Below are 15,218 nucleotides of genomic sequence, written 5' to 3' on the forward strand. Positions count from 1 at the left end.
GGTGCTGATTTCCGACGTTGTCGGCTTCTGGAAGGAGGTCGGTGCGCAAGGTCGGTGGTTCGACACGGATGAGGAATTCGATCACCTCTTCCGTGACCGCTTCCTCGATCTTTACATGGCCATCACGGCGCCACGTTATGATGGCTGGATCGAAGGCCCGAAAGGCGCGCTCGCCCTGCTACGGCCGCGACCAATGGAATCGGATGTTGGATGAGCACGGTACCCGGTTGAGCCGCAAAGCAGAGCTTCAGGAAGCGTGGAAGGCTGATCCAGAGCGCGAGCACTTCCCGGAACGGTATAAGGATTGGGGCTGTCGGAGGATATTGTCTCACAGAGAGAGGTCGAAACCTCCGCAACGTAGAAAATGGATGTGCCGCATTGATCTCATGCGGACCGGAGACGGCCAGATCCAGATATCTCAGGCGGGGTGCTGCTGCACGCTCAGTCCGCCATCGATCGTCAGGCATGTCGCGTTCATGAACGGGCATTCGTCGGAGATCATGAACACCGCAGCCATAGCGATCTCCTCCGGTGAAGCAATGCGCCCGCCCGGATGCAACCTCATCGTATTCGCCTTGGCGGCTTCTGGATCGGGGAAGCTGTTCCAATAGTCGATGACCTTCTGGGTCGAGACGTAGCCGGGCGCCAGCGCATTCACACGGATATTCTTCGGTGCAAATTCCAACCCGAGTGACTTCGTCATGCCGAGCAGCGCGTGTTTGGCCAGCGGATAGGGGAAGGTATGCGGAATGATGGTGAAGGCATGAGTCGAGGCGATATTGAGAATGACGCCGCCGCCCGCTTCGATCATGCCGGGAAGCACTGCCTTGCAGCAATTCCAGGCACCCTTGAGATTGATGTCGAAGCAGCGGTTCCATTCCTCGTCGCTGGTTTCCAGTGGTTCTGCGAAGACGTTGACGCCGGCATTGTTGACGAGCGCGTTGATCGGACCGATCTTTCCGGCGGCTTGACGGACGGCTTCGGTAATCGCCGCCGCATCGGCAATGTCGGCGGCAAGCCAGCCGACTTTCTCGCCGCTTTCGCCGAGCGCCTTCGCCTCCCGTTCAAGAAGGCCGGCGTCGCGATCGGCCAGAAACAGCGCCGCTCCCTCGCGCAGGAACGCCTTCGCGATCGCAAGGCCGATGCCCTGGGCCGCGCCCGTCACGAATATCCGCTTTTCCGAAAGCCGTCCCATCATCACGCGTCTCCCTACCACTCGGCGAAGCTGCCGTCGGCATGGCGCCAGATGGGATTGCGCCAGCGATGCCCTTCCTTCGCCCGCTCAATCACATAGGCCTCGTCCACCTCGACGCCCAGGCCCGGTCCCTGCGGAATGCCAACGAAGCCGTCCGCATATTGGAAGACGTCCTTGTTGACGATGTAATCCAGAATGTCGTTGGACTGATTGTAATGGATGCCGAGGCTCTGTTCCTGGATGAAGGCATTGTAGGAAACGGCATCCACCTGCAGGCACGCGGCAAGCGCGATCGGACCGAGCGGGCAATGGGGCGCCAGCGCCACGTCATAGGCCTCGGCCATGGCCGCGATCTTGCGGCACTCGGTAATGCCGCCGGCATGTGACAGGTCGGGCTGGATGATATCGACGTAACCACCCTCGAAGATCGACTTGAAATCCCAGCGCGAATAGAGCCGTTCGCCCAGCGCGATCGGTGTCGAGGAGTGGTTGGCGATCTCCCTCAGCGCCTCCTTGTTTTCCGAAAGCACGGGCTCTTCGATGAACATCAGCTTGTAGGGCTCGAGTTCCTTCGCCAGCACCTTGGCCATGGGCCTGTGGACGCGGCCATGGAAATCGACGCCGATGCCGATATGTGGTCCCACCGCCTCGCGGATGAGGGCGATCGTCTCGATCGCCTTTTCCACCTTTTCGTTGGTGTCGACGATCTGCATCTCTTCGCAGCCGTTGAGCTTGATCGCCTGGAACCCTTGGGCCACTATCTCCTTCGCATTGCGGGCCACATCGGAGGGCCGGTCACCGCCGATCCAGGAATAGACCTTGATCCGGTCCCGGAGCTTTCCGCCGAGCAGTGAATGGACCGGCTGGCCGAGCGCCTTGCCCTTGATGTCCCACAGCGCCTGGTCGATGCCGGCAAGCGCCGACATGTGGATGGCGCCGCCTCGGTAAAAGCCGCCGCGGTAAAGAACCGTCCAGTGATCCTCGATCAGGAAGGGGTCCTTGCCGATCAGATAGTCCGCCATTTCCCGGACGGCCGCTTCCACGGTCAGCGCCCGGCCTTCGACCACAGGCTCGCCCCAGCCGACGACGCCTTCGTCGGTCTCGATCTTCAGGAACAGCCAGCGCGGCGGCACGATATAGGTGGTCAGCTTGGTGATCTTCATCAGGGATTCCGTCAGGCGAGGATAAGGTCTGCCGCCTTTCCGGCGGCGGCAAGAACGGCGGCATTGGTGTTGCCGCTGACGATGGTCGGCATGAGAGACGCGTCGATAACCCGAAGGCCGCGCGTTCCCCTGACCTTCAATGCGGAATCCAGCACCGCTTCGGGATCGCCGTCATGGCCCATCCTGCAGGTGCCGACGGGGTGATAACCGGTCTTGACCGTGCGCTTGCAATGGGCGGCGATCGCCTCGTCGCTCACCACGTCCGCGCCCGGGAAAATCTCCTTGTCGATCAGATCGCGCATCGGGGAAGCCGCCAGCACGGTACGGGCGAACCGGAAGCCTGCCATGGTAAGGCGCAAATCGTCGGGATGGCCGAATATCTGCGTATCGACGATAGGATCGGCAAAGGGATCGCTGGAGGCGAGCGTCACCGATCCGCGCGCCTTCGGCCGCAGAAGCAGCGAGTTGATCGTCACCCCGTCACCCGGCTCGGTGCCCATCACGTCGCGGTCCAGATAGACGGTCGGCACGCAGAACATCTGGATCGTCGGCCGTTCGTTATGGCCGTCCGGATCATAGAAGGCACAAGTCTCGACGCCCGTCGTCGAAACAGGGCCGGACTTGAACATCAGATATTGCAGCCCGGCCTTGATCATCGGCCAGCCGCGATCCTGCTTGTAATAGCCGAAGGAGCCCTTGGTTGTGGCGACGACCGGGCATTCGTAGTGATCCTGCAGGTTCCTGCCGACGCCGGGCAGCGCCACCTTTGTCTTGATGCCGTGCCGCGCCAGCTCCTCCTCCGAACCAATGCCGGAAAGCATCATCAGCTTCGGCGTCTGGTAGGCGCCGGCCGCCACGATCACCTCAGCCCCGGCCAGGGCCGACTTGGGCGTGCCATTCTGCACGTAATCGACGCCGACGGCGCGGTCGCCCTCAATACGGATACCCGTTACCGTCGCGCCGGTCTCAATCGTCAGCTTCAGATTGTTCATTACCGGCGCGAGAAAAGCGTCGACGGCGCTTGAGCGCTTGCGGGTCCGCCAGTCAATCGTGTGCTGCATGAAGCCGACGCCGAATTGTTCGGCACCGTTGAAATCCGGATTGTAGGGAATGCCCATCCCCTGCAGCGTCTTCACATAGGTTCGGGTCATCGGGCTCGTATGGCCGAGATGGGAGATCTTCAGCGGACCGCCCACACCATGATATTCGCCGGCCAGATGGTCGTTGTCTTCCTGCGCCTTGAAGTAGGGGAGGAGGTCGCGATAGGACCACGCGCCGTCATTATTGGCGCCCGGCGCGGTGATGTGTTCGTTCCACAAATCGAAATCGGCGGCCTGCCCGCGCATATAGACCATGGCATTGACCGTGCTGCCACCGCCCAGAACCTTGCCCTGGGGTACGATCGGTCCGCGCCCGTCAAGCTGCGGCTGCGGCTTGGTCTGGTGCATGGCGAGATAGGTGTCCTTCGCCAGGAATTTCATGTAGCCGGCCGGAAAATGCATGATCGGATTGGCCTTGGCCCGACCGCGCTCCAGAAGCAGCACGCGCGCGCCGCCATCGGCGACAAGCCGGGCCGCGACCACGCAGGCCGAGCTGCCGCCCCCGACTATGATGTAGTCGAACCGACCGTCGTCAGACATTTCTGCTCCTAGGGAATATGCGCATGCTCACAGGTCCTGCGGCCGAAGCCGTATGCTGCCCGATAATTGCTGGCCTGGTTCAAGAATCCGGAGCCCGCCTAGATCCGGCAGGTTATGGCCGTTCGCCAGATGCGACATCGGCTCGAAACAGAAATAATCGCGTTTGAACTGCGGATCGAAAACCGTGTCCGAGACAAAGACGAAGGCGTGCGCAAACAGCGGATCGGCCGTCAGGTGAAGCTGCATCTGGTGCTCCGGCCAGGCGATGACCGCCTCGCCGGACCAGTCCTCGAAGCCATTATTGACCCACCGATGCGGCAGCGGCGCCGGCTCGCTAAAGTCGAGATCCTCGGGAATCGCCGTCACCTCACCGGGCAGCCAGCCTTCGACCTCGGTCCAGAATTTGCGGGCCGGAGCGAACAGCGTCGTTTGCGGTGTCATCGGAAAATACGGGTGCCAGCCGAGGCCGAAGGGAAGGAGCTTCTCACCCATGTTCTCAACTGACAGGGTGAGCAGCAGTTCATCGCCCGTCAGCAAAAAACTTTGCCTCGCGAAATAGGCATAGGGCGTGTGACCGCCGCGATGGGCAAAACTCATCGTCACCCGATAATCGTCGCGCTCTTCGACGATCCACTCCGATTGCCAGCCCTCGCCGTGAAGATAGTGCGGGTCCCAGTCCGTGTTCGGGCTGAAACGGTATTCCTCCCCGTCGAACGTGAAACGATTTTCCTTCAGGCGGTTTCCGAACGGCACGAGCGGATAGCAGGAAGACGAAAGCGCATCGGCATTGTCAGGGGCATCCCGCAGCAACGGCACGCTCTTGCCCCCCTCGCCTTCCTTCCGGAAGCCGAGGATCAGCCCGCCGGCGGTCGAAAGGCGAGCCGAAAGCGCGCCGGATTTCAATTCCAAGACCGGCATCGCCCCATCACCCCTTGTTGCGCGACAGGCTGCGCTTGATCGCCTGGATATTGGCGAGCACGGCGATGACGATGATCAGGCCGCGCACGACCTGCTGGAAGAACGGATTGATGCCGAGGAGCACGAGGCCGTTGCCGATGAGCGTGATGACGAGAACGCCAAGCAGCGTGCCGAGCATGGAGCCGCGTCCGCCCGAAAGCGCCGTGCCGCCGACCACCACCGCGGCGATGACGTCGAATTCCAGGCCATTGGCGGCCGTTGCGTTGCCGGAGCCGAGGCGCGAGACCAACAGGATACCGGAGATCGCCGCCATGGCGCCACCGATAGCAAACAGCGCGACGCGGATACGCGATACCCTGATCCCGCTGAGAAACGCCGCATGCGCATTGCCGCCGATGGCGAAGACAGAGCGCCCGAACGCGGTCTTGCGGCTGACGAAGGCAAAGACCGCAAACAGCACGAGCATGATGATCGCCGCCGGTGGAATGCCGAGCACCGACCGGTCCAGCGCGTCCAGCATGTCGTTGCGGCCTATCGAGACCGGCAGCGCGTCCGTCACGAACAGCGCTGTGCCGCGCAGCGCGCTCCACATGCCGAGCGTCGCCACGAATGAAGGCACATCGAAATAGGCCCGCAACACGCCGGAAACGGCGCCGAGCAAGGCACCCAGCGCAATCGCCAGCACAAAGGCCGCAGGCGTGGGAACGCCCCATTGCAGAAGGAAGGCGAGCTCGACGGAGATGAAGGCGACCATCGGCCCGACGCTAACATCGATCTCGCCAGCGATGATGATCAGCGTCACCGCCCAGGCGGCAATGCCGATCGTGGCCGCATCGCGCAGGATGTTTACCTGATTGTTGAACGACATGAAGCCCGGCGCCGTCGACGCGAAGATCACGTAAAGCACGGCGATCGCGAAGAACAGGCTGAGTTCGTTCATGTGCTGGGAAAAGGTGAAGCCCGATTTCTTGGCCTTCGCAGAAGCCGCCTGTTTGGCAGCATGATCGAGTGACATCGTCTGTCTCCCTCAATGTCCGGTAATGCAGGCCGCCATCAGGCTGTCCTGATCGATATTGGGTGATTTGAATTCTTCCTGCAGCGCGCCGTCCCTCAAGACGAGCACCCGGTCGCAGACAAGCGGAAGTTCCTCGATCTCGCTGGAGACGAAGATGACGCTGCGCCCTTCGGCGGCGAGCTGGCGAATGATCGCGTAGATCTGCGCCTTCGCCTCGATATCGACGCCGCGGGTCGGCTCGTCGAGCAGCATGACGCGGCTTCCGGCATAGACCCAGCGGCCGATCACGACCTTCTGCTGGTTGCCGCCCGAAAGCGTGCCGATCGGCGTATCGGTTCGCGCCGTCTTGATGTGAAGCCGCTCGATGATCTTGCGCGTCGCTTCCGCCATGCGGCTGGCGGAAAGAACGCCGTTCGTGCTGACGCCGGCAAAGTTCGTCGAGAGCGTGTTTTCGTCGACGCCGAGCAATGGCACGATACCCTCTTCCTTGCGGCTTTCCGGTGTGTAGCCGAAGCCGCGGCGCACCATCTCCTTGTAGCCGGCGGATTTGACCGACTTTCCATCAGCCAGGATGTCGCCGGCATCGAAGCGGCGCACGCCCATGATCGTTTGCAGGAGTTCCGTGCGGCCAGAACCGAGCAGGCCGGCGATGCCGAGCACCTCTCCCTTTTTCAGCGAAAACGAAATCGAGGCGAGTTTCGGCCAAACCGCCAGATCCTTCACTTCGAGCACGGTTTCTGAAAGGCTCCTGTCTTCCAGCACGGGGGCCTGAGAGGCCTCCGAGCCCAGCATCAGCCGGACGATCTCGCGCGTATCGGCGCCCTTCACGTCGACCGTGTCGATGATCCGGCCATCCCGCATGATCGTCGCCGAATGGGCAATCTGGCGGATCTCGTTCATCCGGTGGCTGACATAGATGACCGCAATGCCCTGCGCGGCCACCCGGGTCACGGCAGCCATCACCTTTTCCGCCTCGGCCGCAGCGAGCGAACTCGTCGGCTCGTCGAGAATGACGAGCTTCGGTTTGCCGAGCATGGCGCGGGCGATCTCCAGCAACTGCCGTTCGGCAGGGCTCAGGCCCGCCACCAGCCGGTCGGGCGGCAGGTCGAGACCGAGCCTGGCCATCGCCTCGGAGGCTTCCGCTTCCATGGCCGCATATTGAATGACGCCACCCTTGCGCGGCCAGCGCCCGAGGAAAAGGTTCTCGGCCAATGTCATACCGGGCACCAGGCTGAGCTCCTGATAGACGACGCGCACGCCCTTCTCGAAGGATTCTTGCGCCCGCCCTGAGCCGGTGTGAGTAAGCTCGGCGCCATCGATCAGCACCGTTCCGCTGTCGGGAATTTCCGCACCCGTCAGCATTCGGATCAGTGTCGATTTTCCGGCGCCGTTCTTGCCGAGCAGCGCCCTCACCTCGCCCGGCGCGACGTCGAAAGTGGCGCTGTCGAGTGCAAGCACACCGGGATAGCGGCGCGTGCATCCTTTTAGCGACGCGACGGCGGGAACGGCAGCCTGTCCTATCTCAGAAACAGTAGTCATCGGTCTTTCCGTTGCGAGCGATGCCGCCGGACCTCCGGCGGCCTCTTCCCATGTTGGCTCTCGGGGCGGCGCGTGAGAGGCCCCGGCGATACATGCCGGCAGTCGGAGCCGGCAATCAGGACGAACGATCAGGGGATGCCGTCGGCATGCGCCTCGAGCCAGGCCTTGCCGTCCTCGGAAGACTTGTAGACGTCGATGTCGTAGGGAACCTTGATGCCTTCCGGCGGCTCGCCGTCGATCGACTTGATCGCCTGCGCCAGCGCAAGCTTGCCGAGGCCCTGGCCGGAAATGTCAACGACTGCCTTGATGATCGAGAAATCGGCAAGCTCCTGGGCGATCTCGGTCGTCATGTCGCCGCCGAAGACGACGACCTCGCCGGTCTTGCCCTGGCTTTTCACGGCACGTGCCGCCCCGAGTGTGGCACCGCCCGCCTCACCGAAGAAGGCGTCGATATCCGGATTGGAGGACAGCATGGTGCTCGCGACGGAAACCGCCTTGTCGAGAACCGCGCCTTCCTGGTTGGCGACGATCTGCGCACCCGGCACCTTGGCCTTCAGCGCCTCCTCGAAGCCCTTGCGTCTTGTCACGCAAACCTCGACGAATTCGCAGTTCAAGACAGCGATCTTCGGCGCTTCGTTCTTTTCGGCAATGAAATAGTCCGCCGCGGCATCGCCGAGCTTATGGCCGAACTCGAAGGGGCCGCCGACCGCATAGGCCGAGATGTATTCCTTCATGTCCTCGTCATTGAGGCAGGTATTGTAGCAGACCACCGGAATCCCGGCGTCATGTGCGCGGCGGATGGCGCGATAGGAGCCATCAGCGGAAACCGGCGAGACGATGATTGCCTGCACGCCGGCGGAGATCAGTGAATCGATGAAGGACGATTCCTTGCTGACATCGCCCTGAGCATTGGTCTCGACGATGTCGAGCTTGCGGCCGGCCTCGGCAGCGCCGGTCTGAATGCCCTTGCGCACGCCGGCATAAAAGCCCTGCGCATCCATGTAGATGGCGCCGACCTTCAGGTCCTCCTGCGCCGCGACGGTCGTGGCGCCGGTCAGTACGGCCGCCACCAGCAATGCGGCGTGTTTCGAAAGTTTCATCCCTTCCTCCCTCGTTTATCGGTCTCGATGCGGGCCAGATTAGAAGCCGTCCGACAAATGTCAATATAAATACGATTTATTTTAAGATTTGATCGCAAATGCCGGATCATTCATATTACCGATTGCAATTCAGCGCAGAAGGCCGATCCCGGGTCGAGGACTTTCCCGGATCACGCGTGCTGGCTGCGGGAACAAGCAAGGGGATCAGAGCAGACCATGACGCGGATATTGACGGAGCACGGTGCACCGATCGCCCAGCGCGGCAAACGCAGCGTGAGGGAGGCGCTTCTCCAGCAGCTTGTCGAGATGATCGTCTCCGGCACTTTCCCGGAAAGCTCCACGCTTCCGAACGAGGCGGAGCTGACGGAGAGGTTTGGCGTCAGCCGCACCAGCCTGCGCGAGGCCATGCAGTATCTTTCGGCACTCGGCATGGTGCGGTCCCGCACCCGGGCGGGAACGATCGTGCTGCCGCGCGAGAACTGGAATTATCTCGATCCGATCGTCCTCGACGTGATGCTGGCGGTCGGGGCCGATGACGCCTTCTATTCCTCGCTGATCGATGCAAGGCAGTTGCTGGAGCCCGCCGCCGCTGCGCAGGCGGCCGCAAACGCCAATGCAAGGCAACTCTACCAGATCTCAAAGGCTTTCGAGGACATGGTGGAGGCAAACTCGCGCGACAACGAAGCCTGGAGCCGCGCCGACCTCGAGTTCCATACGGCAATCATCAACGCCAGCGGCAACTGGGTCTATCGCCAGTTCGCCAGCGCCATCCGCGCGGCCCTGCTCGCAAGCTTCCGGCTGACCAACCGCGCCAGCCAATCGCACGAGCAGGCGATCCTCACGCATCAGGACGTGCTCGAAGCCATTCGGATGCGGCGGCCCGAAGCTGCCCGCCACGCGATGGAGCAGCTCATCGGCGTTGCCCGGAGCGAGATGACGGATGCCCTGCGGCGGGCGCGAAGGGCCTCCGAACTCGCTGAAAGGTCAAGATGAGCCGATAAAAATCATACATATATGTGATCCCGCGCGCTAAGCCATCCGATCGGCTATCCGGGCGACGACACCGTGGGTTTCGAGAAGAAGCTGATAAGCGAGCGGTTCCTGACCGGTCTTTGCGTCACCTGTCGAAGGACGAGCGAACAACCATTGACGCCTCATGAATGTCGCCCTCCCACCCCGAGCTTGGTTATAGAGGCGGTCCAGAGAGAACTCTTTCTCGCTCCATCTGGCGGGGAAGGCGGGTGGCGGCGATCACAGCTCCGATTATGGCGATTGCCACCACAGTTCCGATCCACGCCCCATAGAAGCCCCAACCAAGAATCAAACCAGCGAATGCCGGCGAGACGATATCTGTTACTGCTACCAGCGCTTGCCCCGTACCCATGACAACTCCTTGCCGTTCAGAAGGGACGTGGACAGACAGAGCCCCGAGGTAGGTAGGCTTTGCAAGAGCATCGCCTATGCTGACGCACATCACGGCAAAGGCCAGAAGGAAAATCGTGTTCGCCAGCCCAGCGGTCACGACGCCGGTAGCGATGAGACCAAAAATCAGGATGATCAATTGGCGCTCGGATACAGACCGACCGAGCCACCCGAGGAGAAAAAGCTGGACGAGAATGTTAATCGCACCGTCAGCGGCTATGAGATAGCTGAACTCCCGTGGACCAAGAGGGTGCCCATCCCAAACGAACCTATCGGCAAGAAAATTCGGAAGCTGCGAGACATACATTCCGTAAGCGAAGAAGTGGCACAGCATAATAACGAAAAGGACACGCATCACAGGTGAGCTTGTGACAGCGCGCAACGAGATTTTCTCTCTACCGACCTTTGCGGCGTTCCGTCCAATGGCCTTGCCTTCTCTCAGGCAGACGATTGTCACGAGGAGTCCCGAAGCAGCCAGAGTCAAAGCCATATAAATCGGGGCGGTTAACGAGGTTTCAGACAAAACGCTCGAGATGCCTGCACCGACAATTGCCCCGAGACCGAGACTGGCGCTTACGACGCCGATCGCCTGTCGTCGCGTCGCCACCGTACTATTGTCTGCTGCGTAAGCGGCCGCTGCCGAGAAGTTTCCAGCTGTCAGACCGAACAGGAAGCGAGCCAGAACGACAATGAAGATGCTTTGCGCAAGAGCAAGCAGCAAAAGGCTGACCATCGCCACCGCCTGGCTCGCCATTAGGACCCGCTTGCGACCAAATCGGTCGGAGAGCTGGCCCAGCAAAGGCGATGCCGCGGACTGGCTGAGCGCCTCGGTGGAAAGGACAAGCCCGAAGACGAAGGGGCTCGCCCCCATCTCACGTAGGTAGAATGGCAGGACTGGCAGAACTGCCCCCACGCCAGCAGCATAGAGTGCCACAATAGCAGACAACGGCAACATCAACCGCAAGTCCAGCCTGTCCCGCGTCGTGATGCTCCCAGAGCTCCTTTCGACGCTCATCAGACTGCTTCCTCGATACTGCTCAGACCGACGCGATCCAGATAGATCTCCAGCTTCGCAGCATGGTTGGCACAAAAGGTTGCGCCGACATAACCGTCCGGACGGATCAGCACGCATTCCCCTGGTTCCATCTCATAGGCGCCGCGTATGTGTCCCCACTGGTCGACGATGTCGCCTCGAGGACCGACGCTGTGAATGCGAAGCCCCGGACGTGGCGTGAGGCCCTCAGGTCGTGGTCCGTGGACGAGCAGTGTCCAATGAGGCCCCTGAAAAAGCTGAAACAGCCGCGCCGGCTGGCCCGCCGCCCCCTTGAACGAGGCGTCCGGCGCGCGATCTCCCGCACGGAGGCTCCCGCTGCGTGCACTGATCTCGCCCGAGAGAAGGGATCTTGTATAGCCAATATCGAGCTGGTGCACCTCGCGGCCACGCCGCATCTCACCTTGCTTCTGCGCATCGAGCAGACGGCTGGATAGACCAAGTACCGCTTCTGCGACGGGGCGCCGCTCATCTTCGTAGCTGTCGAGCAGGCGATCCGGCGCGCCATCGAGCACCGCGGCCAGCTTCCACCCTAGATTATAAGCATCCTGAACGCTGGTATTCAGTCCCTGGCCACCCGTCGGCGGATGGATATGCGCGGCATCGCCAACAAGGAACACCCGGCCAACCCGGTACCGGTCTGCAAGCCGGGCGTTCATCATATAGGCAGATACCCACGTCACCGAATGCACCTGAACGTCGTCGCGGCCTGTCCGCTCGCTGATCATCCTTCCGAGCCCGTCTGCCGAGAGGTCGAATTCTCCCTCCAGCGGAATGGGTGCCTGAATCTGGAAAAGATCGGTTCCGGCAAGCGGGCAAACATGAACCATTCGTTCCATGTCCCCATGATTGAACTGATGCCAGGCGTCGCGACTAAGTCCGGTCAGCGCAACATCTGCCACCACCGCACGCGCGCCTAACGTCTTGCCCGGAAAATTGATGTCCAGCGCGCCACGCACGAAGCTTCGGCCTCCGTCCGCTCCGATAAGATAGCGAGTACGAATTGCCTTCTCGCCGTCCGGTCCAGTGATCCGCGCAACGACCCCATCCTGGTTTTGTTCAAAACTGCACAGCTGAAAACCGAACTCGACCTGACGCCCGAACTCCCTCAACCGTTCTCGCATGATCCTTTCCGTGAGAAACTGCGGGATCATCAGCGGAATGTGGTAGGGCTCAGCGGGTGCCGGGTCCACATTCTCAATCGGGTTCTTTTCCACATAGGTGCCATCGTCCTGATACTCGTGCAAAGGCGGATAGATGCCCCCAGCGGCAACCACCTTGTCCAGGATTCCAATGTCCTCGAAAATTTCCTGCGTCCTAGGCTGTATCCCCTTCCCACGCGAACCAGGAAAGGGTTGGATCATCTTCTCGATCAGCCGGAAAGATATCCCTCGCCGTGCAAGCTCGATCCCTAGCGTCAGGCCAGCCGCTCCCGCGCCGCAGATGAGCACATCTGCCGCAAAATCATTTGTCATGTCGATCTCCTTATGTGTAATATGCACATAATGTACAAACCGGAAACCGTCAATGAAGAATGTGAAAAATACACATATCGAGCGCCATCAGATACGCCAACTCCATGATGCGTTGATCGATATCGTTACTCTGATGAACCGTCCCCAGCGCGATGAGCAGATGGTAAGGGAGGCCGGAATCGCGCTTGACCGGGCGCTATTTCCACTGCTGGTGGGAATCGAGCGACGGGGCCCAATTGGTATAGTGGAACTTGCCGACGGAACTGGCCGCGATTACAGCACGGTCAGCCGGCAGGTGACGAAACTGGAAAGTCTCGATTTAGTCGAGCGCAGGCAGAGCGCCACCGACAAGCGGGTCAATGAGGTTGTCGTCACGATGAAGGGCAAGGCGATGACGGACAAGATCGATGCAGCGCGAGAGAAGCTTGCTCGCTCGGTCTTCAAATCTTGGAACCAGCACGACGTCGACGAACTTGTACGCCTCATGCGCAAGTTTGCCGATGCTGTAAACGAAGAGCCGGAAGCCACCTAGGATGTCGAGATCATCCAATCAATTGGCGGCCTCCTTGAGGATTTCACTCTCCATTGTCTTCTTGCCCAGCAGGCGCTGCAAATCCATCGCCTAGCACCCGGTATTCCGAAGGGGGGACAGCTTCCTCAGCGGCCGTCACGATCAGCGCCCATGGAACGACGGCCGCGCTCGGGCCGGACAGGGCGCCTATCTTAAAACTGCTACTAGAGCCATTTTGCCAACATTACTCCTCACACCTAGCAAAGCAGGGAGCATGTCCGGAGCTTCCGGGTATTATTTCATATGCGACGCCGCTATGCGGAGGCGGGGCCAGCAGGTCGCCCAAAGACTTCCTCGTCGGTCTGCGGCAACTGACCGTTGGGGGTCATCTTGTCGACGGCGTCCGGAATAGAGGTCGAAAGACGCTCCAGCAGCTCATGGTAGTCCAGGCCGGTCTTTGCGGCCAATTCCTGGAGGGTATCTCTGCCGATTGACGATTCGACCTGCTCTGGGGAAATGCCTTTAGACGGCTTTTGGGCGCTGACCCAGGAGTCTGCCTCCTCATGGTTTCCGCCGCTTTTGAATGCATCCACAAGTTCCCCCAGGCCTTTGCTGAGCGAACCTTCTTCGGAGCCGCCGAACATTTTGCCGATTTCGCCGAATATGCCGCCACCGTTCTGGGCACCGGCTTTCGAGCCCTGAAAGATCTGGCCCAGCTTATCGCGATTCTGATAACCGGCGACTGCCAATAGACCCAATAGCGCCGCAAGCGAGGGCATGGTGTTGCGAGATGAAGCCATTGTCGGTTCCTTTCTGCTTGTTGAACTCTCAAGCGCGCCGGGCGACGGCACCCCATACGAGCAAAACGATCACGGCGCCGACGATGGCGCCGATGAACCCGGCGCCCTGGTTGGCGTTATACCACCCCAATGCCTGCCCCAGATAGGAGGCCACGAAAGCCCCAACAATGCCAAGGATTGTCGTCAGGACAAAACCCTTCGGCTCGTTTTCACCAGGCACGATGAGCTTAGCCACGATACCGGCGGCAAAGCCAATGATGATGGTCCAGATTATCCCCATTGCAGAAGTTCCTCGTCTGATTGGGCAGCGTGAATGCAGGTCAGCTAAATTGCATTGGCGGGTCCCGAGGCTCCCTCCTTTGGAAATAACCAAAGGAGGCATTGGAAAAATCATACCTAGCGCGACACGGACAAGAAGCAACCTTATGTCTCTTGCCGGCCCGCCAGTCTTTAAGAGCCGCCGCGGCCACTATTCCGTCGGTGAAACCACGGGTCCATTATCTGCCCCCGGGACGTATCCCACCATGCTGTTGGAATATCGATTCTGCCGCGCATCGCCGATCACACGATTTTCCTGATCGCTGCAGCATCGTTAGGCCGCTTTTGTGCCTTTGACGTTTGCGGAAGCTTTCGCAAGTTGCGTCAACTTCTTGTCGGTCGCTTCCTCTTCGGCAAGGTTCGCCTGCAGCAGCGGCACAGCCTCTTTTAGGCCAAGCTGCTTTGCCCATTCAATCAAGGTGCCGTACCGCGCAATCTCATAGTGCTCGACGGCCTGGGCCGATGAGATCAGCCCCGCATCGAGAGCTGGAGAGCCTTTGAATTCTTCCATGATTTCTTCGCCCTCGGCAATGAGGCCCTGGATCGCTTCGCAAGTTTTCCCGCGTGCGGCCTTCCCGACAAGCTCGAACACCTGTTCGAGACGCTCGATCTGACCTTGCGTTTCATCACGATGCTGCAGGAAGCCGGCTTTGCCTTCCTCGGACTGCGCCGCTCGTGCCATCTTTGGGAGCGCCTTCAAGATCTGCTTTTCCGCAAAGTAGATGTCCTTGAGAGTATCAACGAACAGGTCATCGAGAGTTTTGGTCGCTGCCACAGTTGGGTCCTCCTGATTGTAAGTAGCGCAGTTCAACTTAAATTTGGCTGAAAAGTTCCAGCGCTAATGGCCAGCGAGTGATGACCGTCACCACCGAGTGCCTCCGGAATGGTCTTGAGAGCGTCTCTCTTTCTCTCTTGTGCAACACGGCGCCGAGAACTGGTCTTGGAAATCGACTCTAGCCAAATTCGGGACCTACATTCCGGGGAAATCAGCGAAGCCGGACTACGATCTTTTACAGAGCAATCCTTTTCACGGGGCCGTTATCCTCCCTTATCTTAGTCCTGGATCTCTCC

The 15,218-nt window shown here is 60.4% G+C and carries 15 protein-coding genes and 1 pseudogene; 3 read left to right on the top strand and 13 right to left on the bottom strand.

Features of this window, described 5'->3' with window-relative positions:
• Position 1 precedes the first annotated feature (1 nt).
• Positions 2-214 (top strand): hypothetical protein, encoded by a 213-nt coding sequence (locus ACE04I_RS17060; protein ID WP_487207349.1) that lies wholly within the window; start codon positions 2-4, stop codon positions 212-214.
• Between the two features lie 204 nt (positions 215-418).
• Here the strand turns inward: ACE04I_RS17060 and ACE04I_RS17065 are convergent, their stop codons facing one another.
• From ACE04I_RS17065 to ACE04I_RS17095, 7 genes are all read right to left on the bottom strand, one after another.
• Positions 419-1,198, bottom strand: coding sequence for an SDR family oxidoreductase (locus ACE04I_RS17065; RefSeq protein ID WP_487207350.1), 780 nt, complete (start codon positions 1,196-1,198; stop codon positions 419-421).
• 11 nt (positions 1,199-1,209) lie between these two features.
• A complete protein-coding gene (gene dgoD / locus ACE04I_RS17070; RefSeq protein ID WP_487207351.1) occupies positions 1,210-2,358 on the bottom strand; it encodes a galactonate dehydratase in 1,149 nt (382 codons plus the stop codon).
• An 11-nt stretch (positions 2,359-2,369) separates the two neighbouring features.
• A complete protein-coding gene (locus ACE04I_RS17075; RefSeq protein WP_487207352.1) occupies positions 2,370-3,998 on the bottom strand; it encodes a GMC family oxidoreductase in 1,629 nt (542 codons plus the stop codon).
• A gap of 27 nt (positions 3,999-4,025) precedes the next feature.
• Complete coding sequence (locus ACE04I_RS17080) at positions 4,026-4,916, bottom strand: aldose 1-epimerase (protein WP_487207353.1); 891 nt, start codon at positions 4,914-4,916, stop codon at positions 4,026-4,028.
• Positions 4,917-4,923: 7 nt separating this feature from the next.
• Positions 4,924-5,931: an ABC transporter permease gene (locus ACE04I_RS17085; RefSeq protein WP_487207354.1), complete on the bottom strand. Its 1,008-nt coding sequence runs from the start codon at positions 5,929-5,931 to the stop codon at positions 4,924-4,926.
• A gap of 12 nt (positions 5,932-5,943) precedes the next feature.
• Positions 5,944-7,470: a sugar ABC transporter ATP-binding protein gene (locus ACE04I_RS17090; protein WP_487207355.1), complete on the bottom strand. Its 1,527-nt coding sequence runs from the start codon at positions 7,468-7,470 to the stop codon at positions 5,944-5,946.
• 128 nt (positions 7,471-7,598) lie between these two features.
• Positions 7,599-8,570 carry a substrate-binding domain-containing protein gene (locus ACE04I_RS17095; RefSeq protein WP_487207356.1) on the bottom strand — a complete coding sequence of 324 codons (972 nt, stop codon included), beginning with the start codon at positions 8,568-8,570 and terminating at the stop codon, positions 7,599-7,601.
• Positions 8,571-8,786: 216 nt separating this feature from the next.
• Here ACE04I_RS17095 and ACE04I_RS17100 point away from each other — a divergent pair, with 216 nt between their 5' ends.
• Positions 8,787-9,563, top strand: a complete 777-nt coding sequence (locus tag ACE04I_RS17100) for a FadR/GntR family transcriptional regulator (protein ID WP_046796942.1) — start codon at positions 8,787-8,789, stop codon at positions 9,561-9,563.
• Between the two features lie 193 nt (positions 9,564-9,756).
• On the opposite strand, the gene ACE04I_RS17105 is transcribed toward ACE04I_RS17100, so the two are convergent.
• Both ACE04I_RS17105 and ACE04I_RS17110 read right to left on the bottom strand, forming a co-directional pair.
• Entirely contained in the window at positions 9,757-11,007 is a 1,251-nt protein-coding gene (locus tag ACE04I_RS17105) for an MFS transporter (RefSeq protein WP_487207357.1), read from the bottom strand.
• The gene (locus ACE04I_RS17110; protein WP_487207358.1) at positions 11,007-12,518 is read right to left on the bottom strand and encodes an FAD-dependent oxidoreductase; all 1,512 of its coding nucleotides are present in this window, start codon (positions 12,516-12,518) and stop codon (positions 11,007-11,009) included. Before ACE04I_RS17110 ends, ACE04I_RS17105 begins: the two co-directional genes overlap by 1 nt.
• A 52-nt stretch (positions 12,519-12,570) precedes the next feature.
• On the opposite strand from ACE04I_RS17110, the gene ACE04I_RS17115 reads away from it, so the two are divergent.
• The gene (locus ACE04I_RS17115) at positions 12,571-13,050 is read left to right on the top strand and encodes a MarR family winged helix-turn-helix transcriptional regulator (RefSeq protein ID WP_046796939.1); all 480 of its coding nucleotides are present in this window, start codon (positions 12,571-12,573) and stop codon (positions 13,048-13,050) included.
• Between the two features lie 27 nt (positions 13,051-13,077).
• Here ACE04I_RS17115 and ACE04I_RS17120 read toward each other — a convergent pair.
• The 4 genes and pseudogenes from ACE04I_RS17120 to ACE04I_RS17135 all read right to left on the bottom strand — a co-directional run.
• Positions 13,078-13,198, bottom strand: a pseudogene (locus tag ACE04I_RS17120) (IS3 family transposase); the annotation flags it as partial.
• A gap of 145 nt (positions 13,199-13,343) precedes the next feature.
• Positions 13,344-13,829 (bottom strand): YidB family protein, encoded by a 486-nt coding sequence (locus ACE04I_RS17125; RefSeq protein WP_046796938.1) that lies wholly within the window; start codon positions 13,827-13,829, stop codon positions 13,344-13,346.
• Positions 13,830-13,857: 28 nt separating this feature from the next.
• The gene (locus tag ACE04I_RS17130) at positions 13,858-14,109 is read right to left on the bottom strand and encodes a GlsB/YeaQ/YmgE family stress response membrane protein (protein ID WP_046796937.1); all 252 of its coding nucleotides are present in this window, start codon (positions 14,107-14,109) and stop codon (positions 13,858-13,860) included.
• Positions 14,110-14,421: 312 nt separating this feature from the next.
• Complete coding sequence (locus ACE04I_RS17135; protein WP_046796936.1) at positions 14,422-14,922, bottom strand: YciE/YciF ferroxidase family protein; 501 nt, start codon at positions 14,920-14,922, stop codon at positions 14,422-14,424.
• Between the last annotated feature and the right edge of the window lie 296 nt (positions 14,923-15,218).

Source organism: Rhizobium moroccans, from assembly GCF_057559155.1.

Excerpts from the sequence above, each read along its gene's own strand:
- ACE04I_RS17065 (WP_487207350.1), bottom strand. The coding sequence starts at position 1,198 with ATGATGGGACGGCTTTCGGAAAAGCGGATATTCGTGACGGGCGCGGCC.
- dgoD (WP_487207351.1), bottom strand. The coding sequence starts at position 2,358 with ATGAAGATCACCAAGCTGACCACCTATATCGTGCCGCCGCGCTGGCTG.
- ACE04I_RS17075 (WP_487207352.1), bottom strand. The coding sequence starts at position 3,998 with ATGTCTGACGACGGTCGGTTCGACTACATCATAGTCGGGGGCGGCAGC.
- ACE04I_RS17080 (WP_487207353.1), bottom strand. The coding sequence starts at position 4,916 with ATGCCGGTCTTGGAATTGAAATCCGGCGCGCTTTCGGCTCGCCTTTCG.
- ACE04I_RS17085 (WP_487207354.1), bottom strand. The coding sequence starts at position 5,931 with ATGTCACTCGATCATGCTGCCAAACAGGCGGCTTCTGCGAAGGCCAAG.
- ACE04I_RS17090 (WP_487207355.1), bottom strand. The coding sequence starts at position 7,470 with ATGACTACTGTTTCTGAGATAGGACAGGCTGCCGTTCCCGCCGTCGCG.
- ACE04I_RS17095 (WP_487207356.1), bottom strand. The coding sequence starts at position 8,570 with ATGAAACTTTCGAAACACGCCGCATTGCTGGTGGCGGCCGTACTGACC.
- ACE04I_RS17100 (WP_046796942.1), top strand. The coding sequence starts at position 8,787 with ATGACGCGGATATTGACGGAGCACGGTGCACCGATCGCCCAGCGCGGC.
- ACE04I_RS17105 (WP_487207357.1), bottom strand. The coding sequence starts at position 11,007 with ATGAGCGTCGAAAGGAGCTCTGGGAGCATCACGACGCGGGACAGGCTG.
- ACE04I_RS17110 (WP_487207358.1), bottom strand. The coding sequence starts at position 12,518 with ATGACAAATGATTTTGCGGCAGATGTGCTCATCTGCGGCGCGGGAGCG.
- ACE04I_RS17115 (WP_046796939.1), top strand. The coding sequence starts at position 12,571 with ATGAAGAATGTGAAAAATACACATATCGAGCGCCATCAGATACGCCAA.
- ACE04I_RS17125 (WP_046796938.1), bottom strand. The coding sequence starts at position 13,829 with ATGGCTTCATCTCGCAACACCATGCCCTCGCTTGCGGCGCTATTGGGT.
- ACE04I_RS17130 (WP_046796937.1), bottom strand. The coding sequence starts at position 14,109 with ATGGGGATAATCTGGACCATCATCATTGGCTTTGCCGCCGGTATCGTG.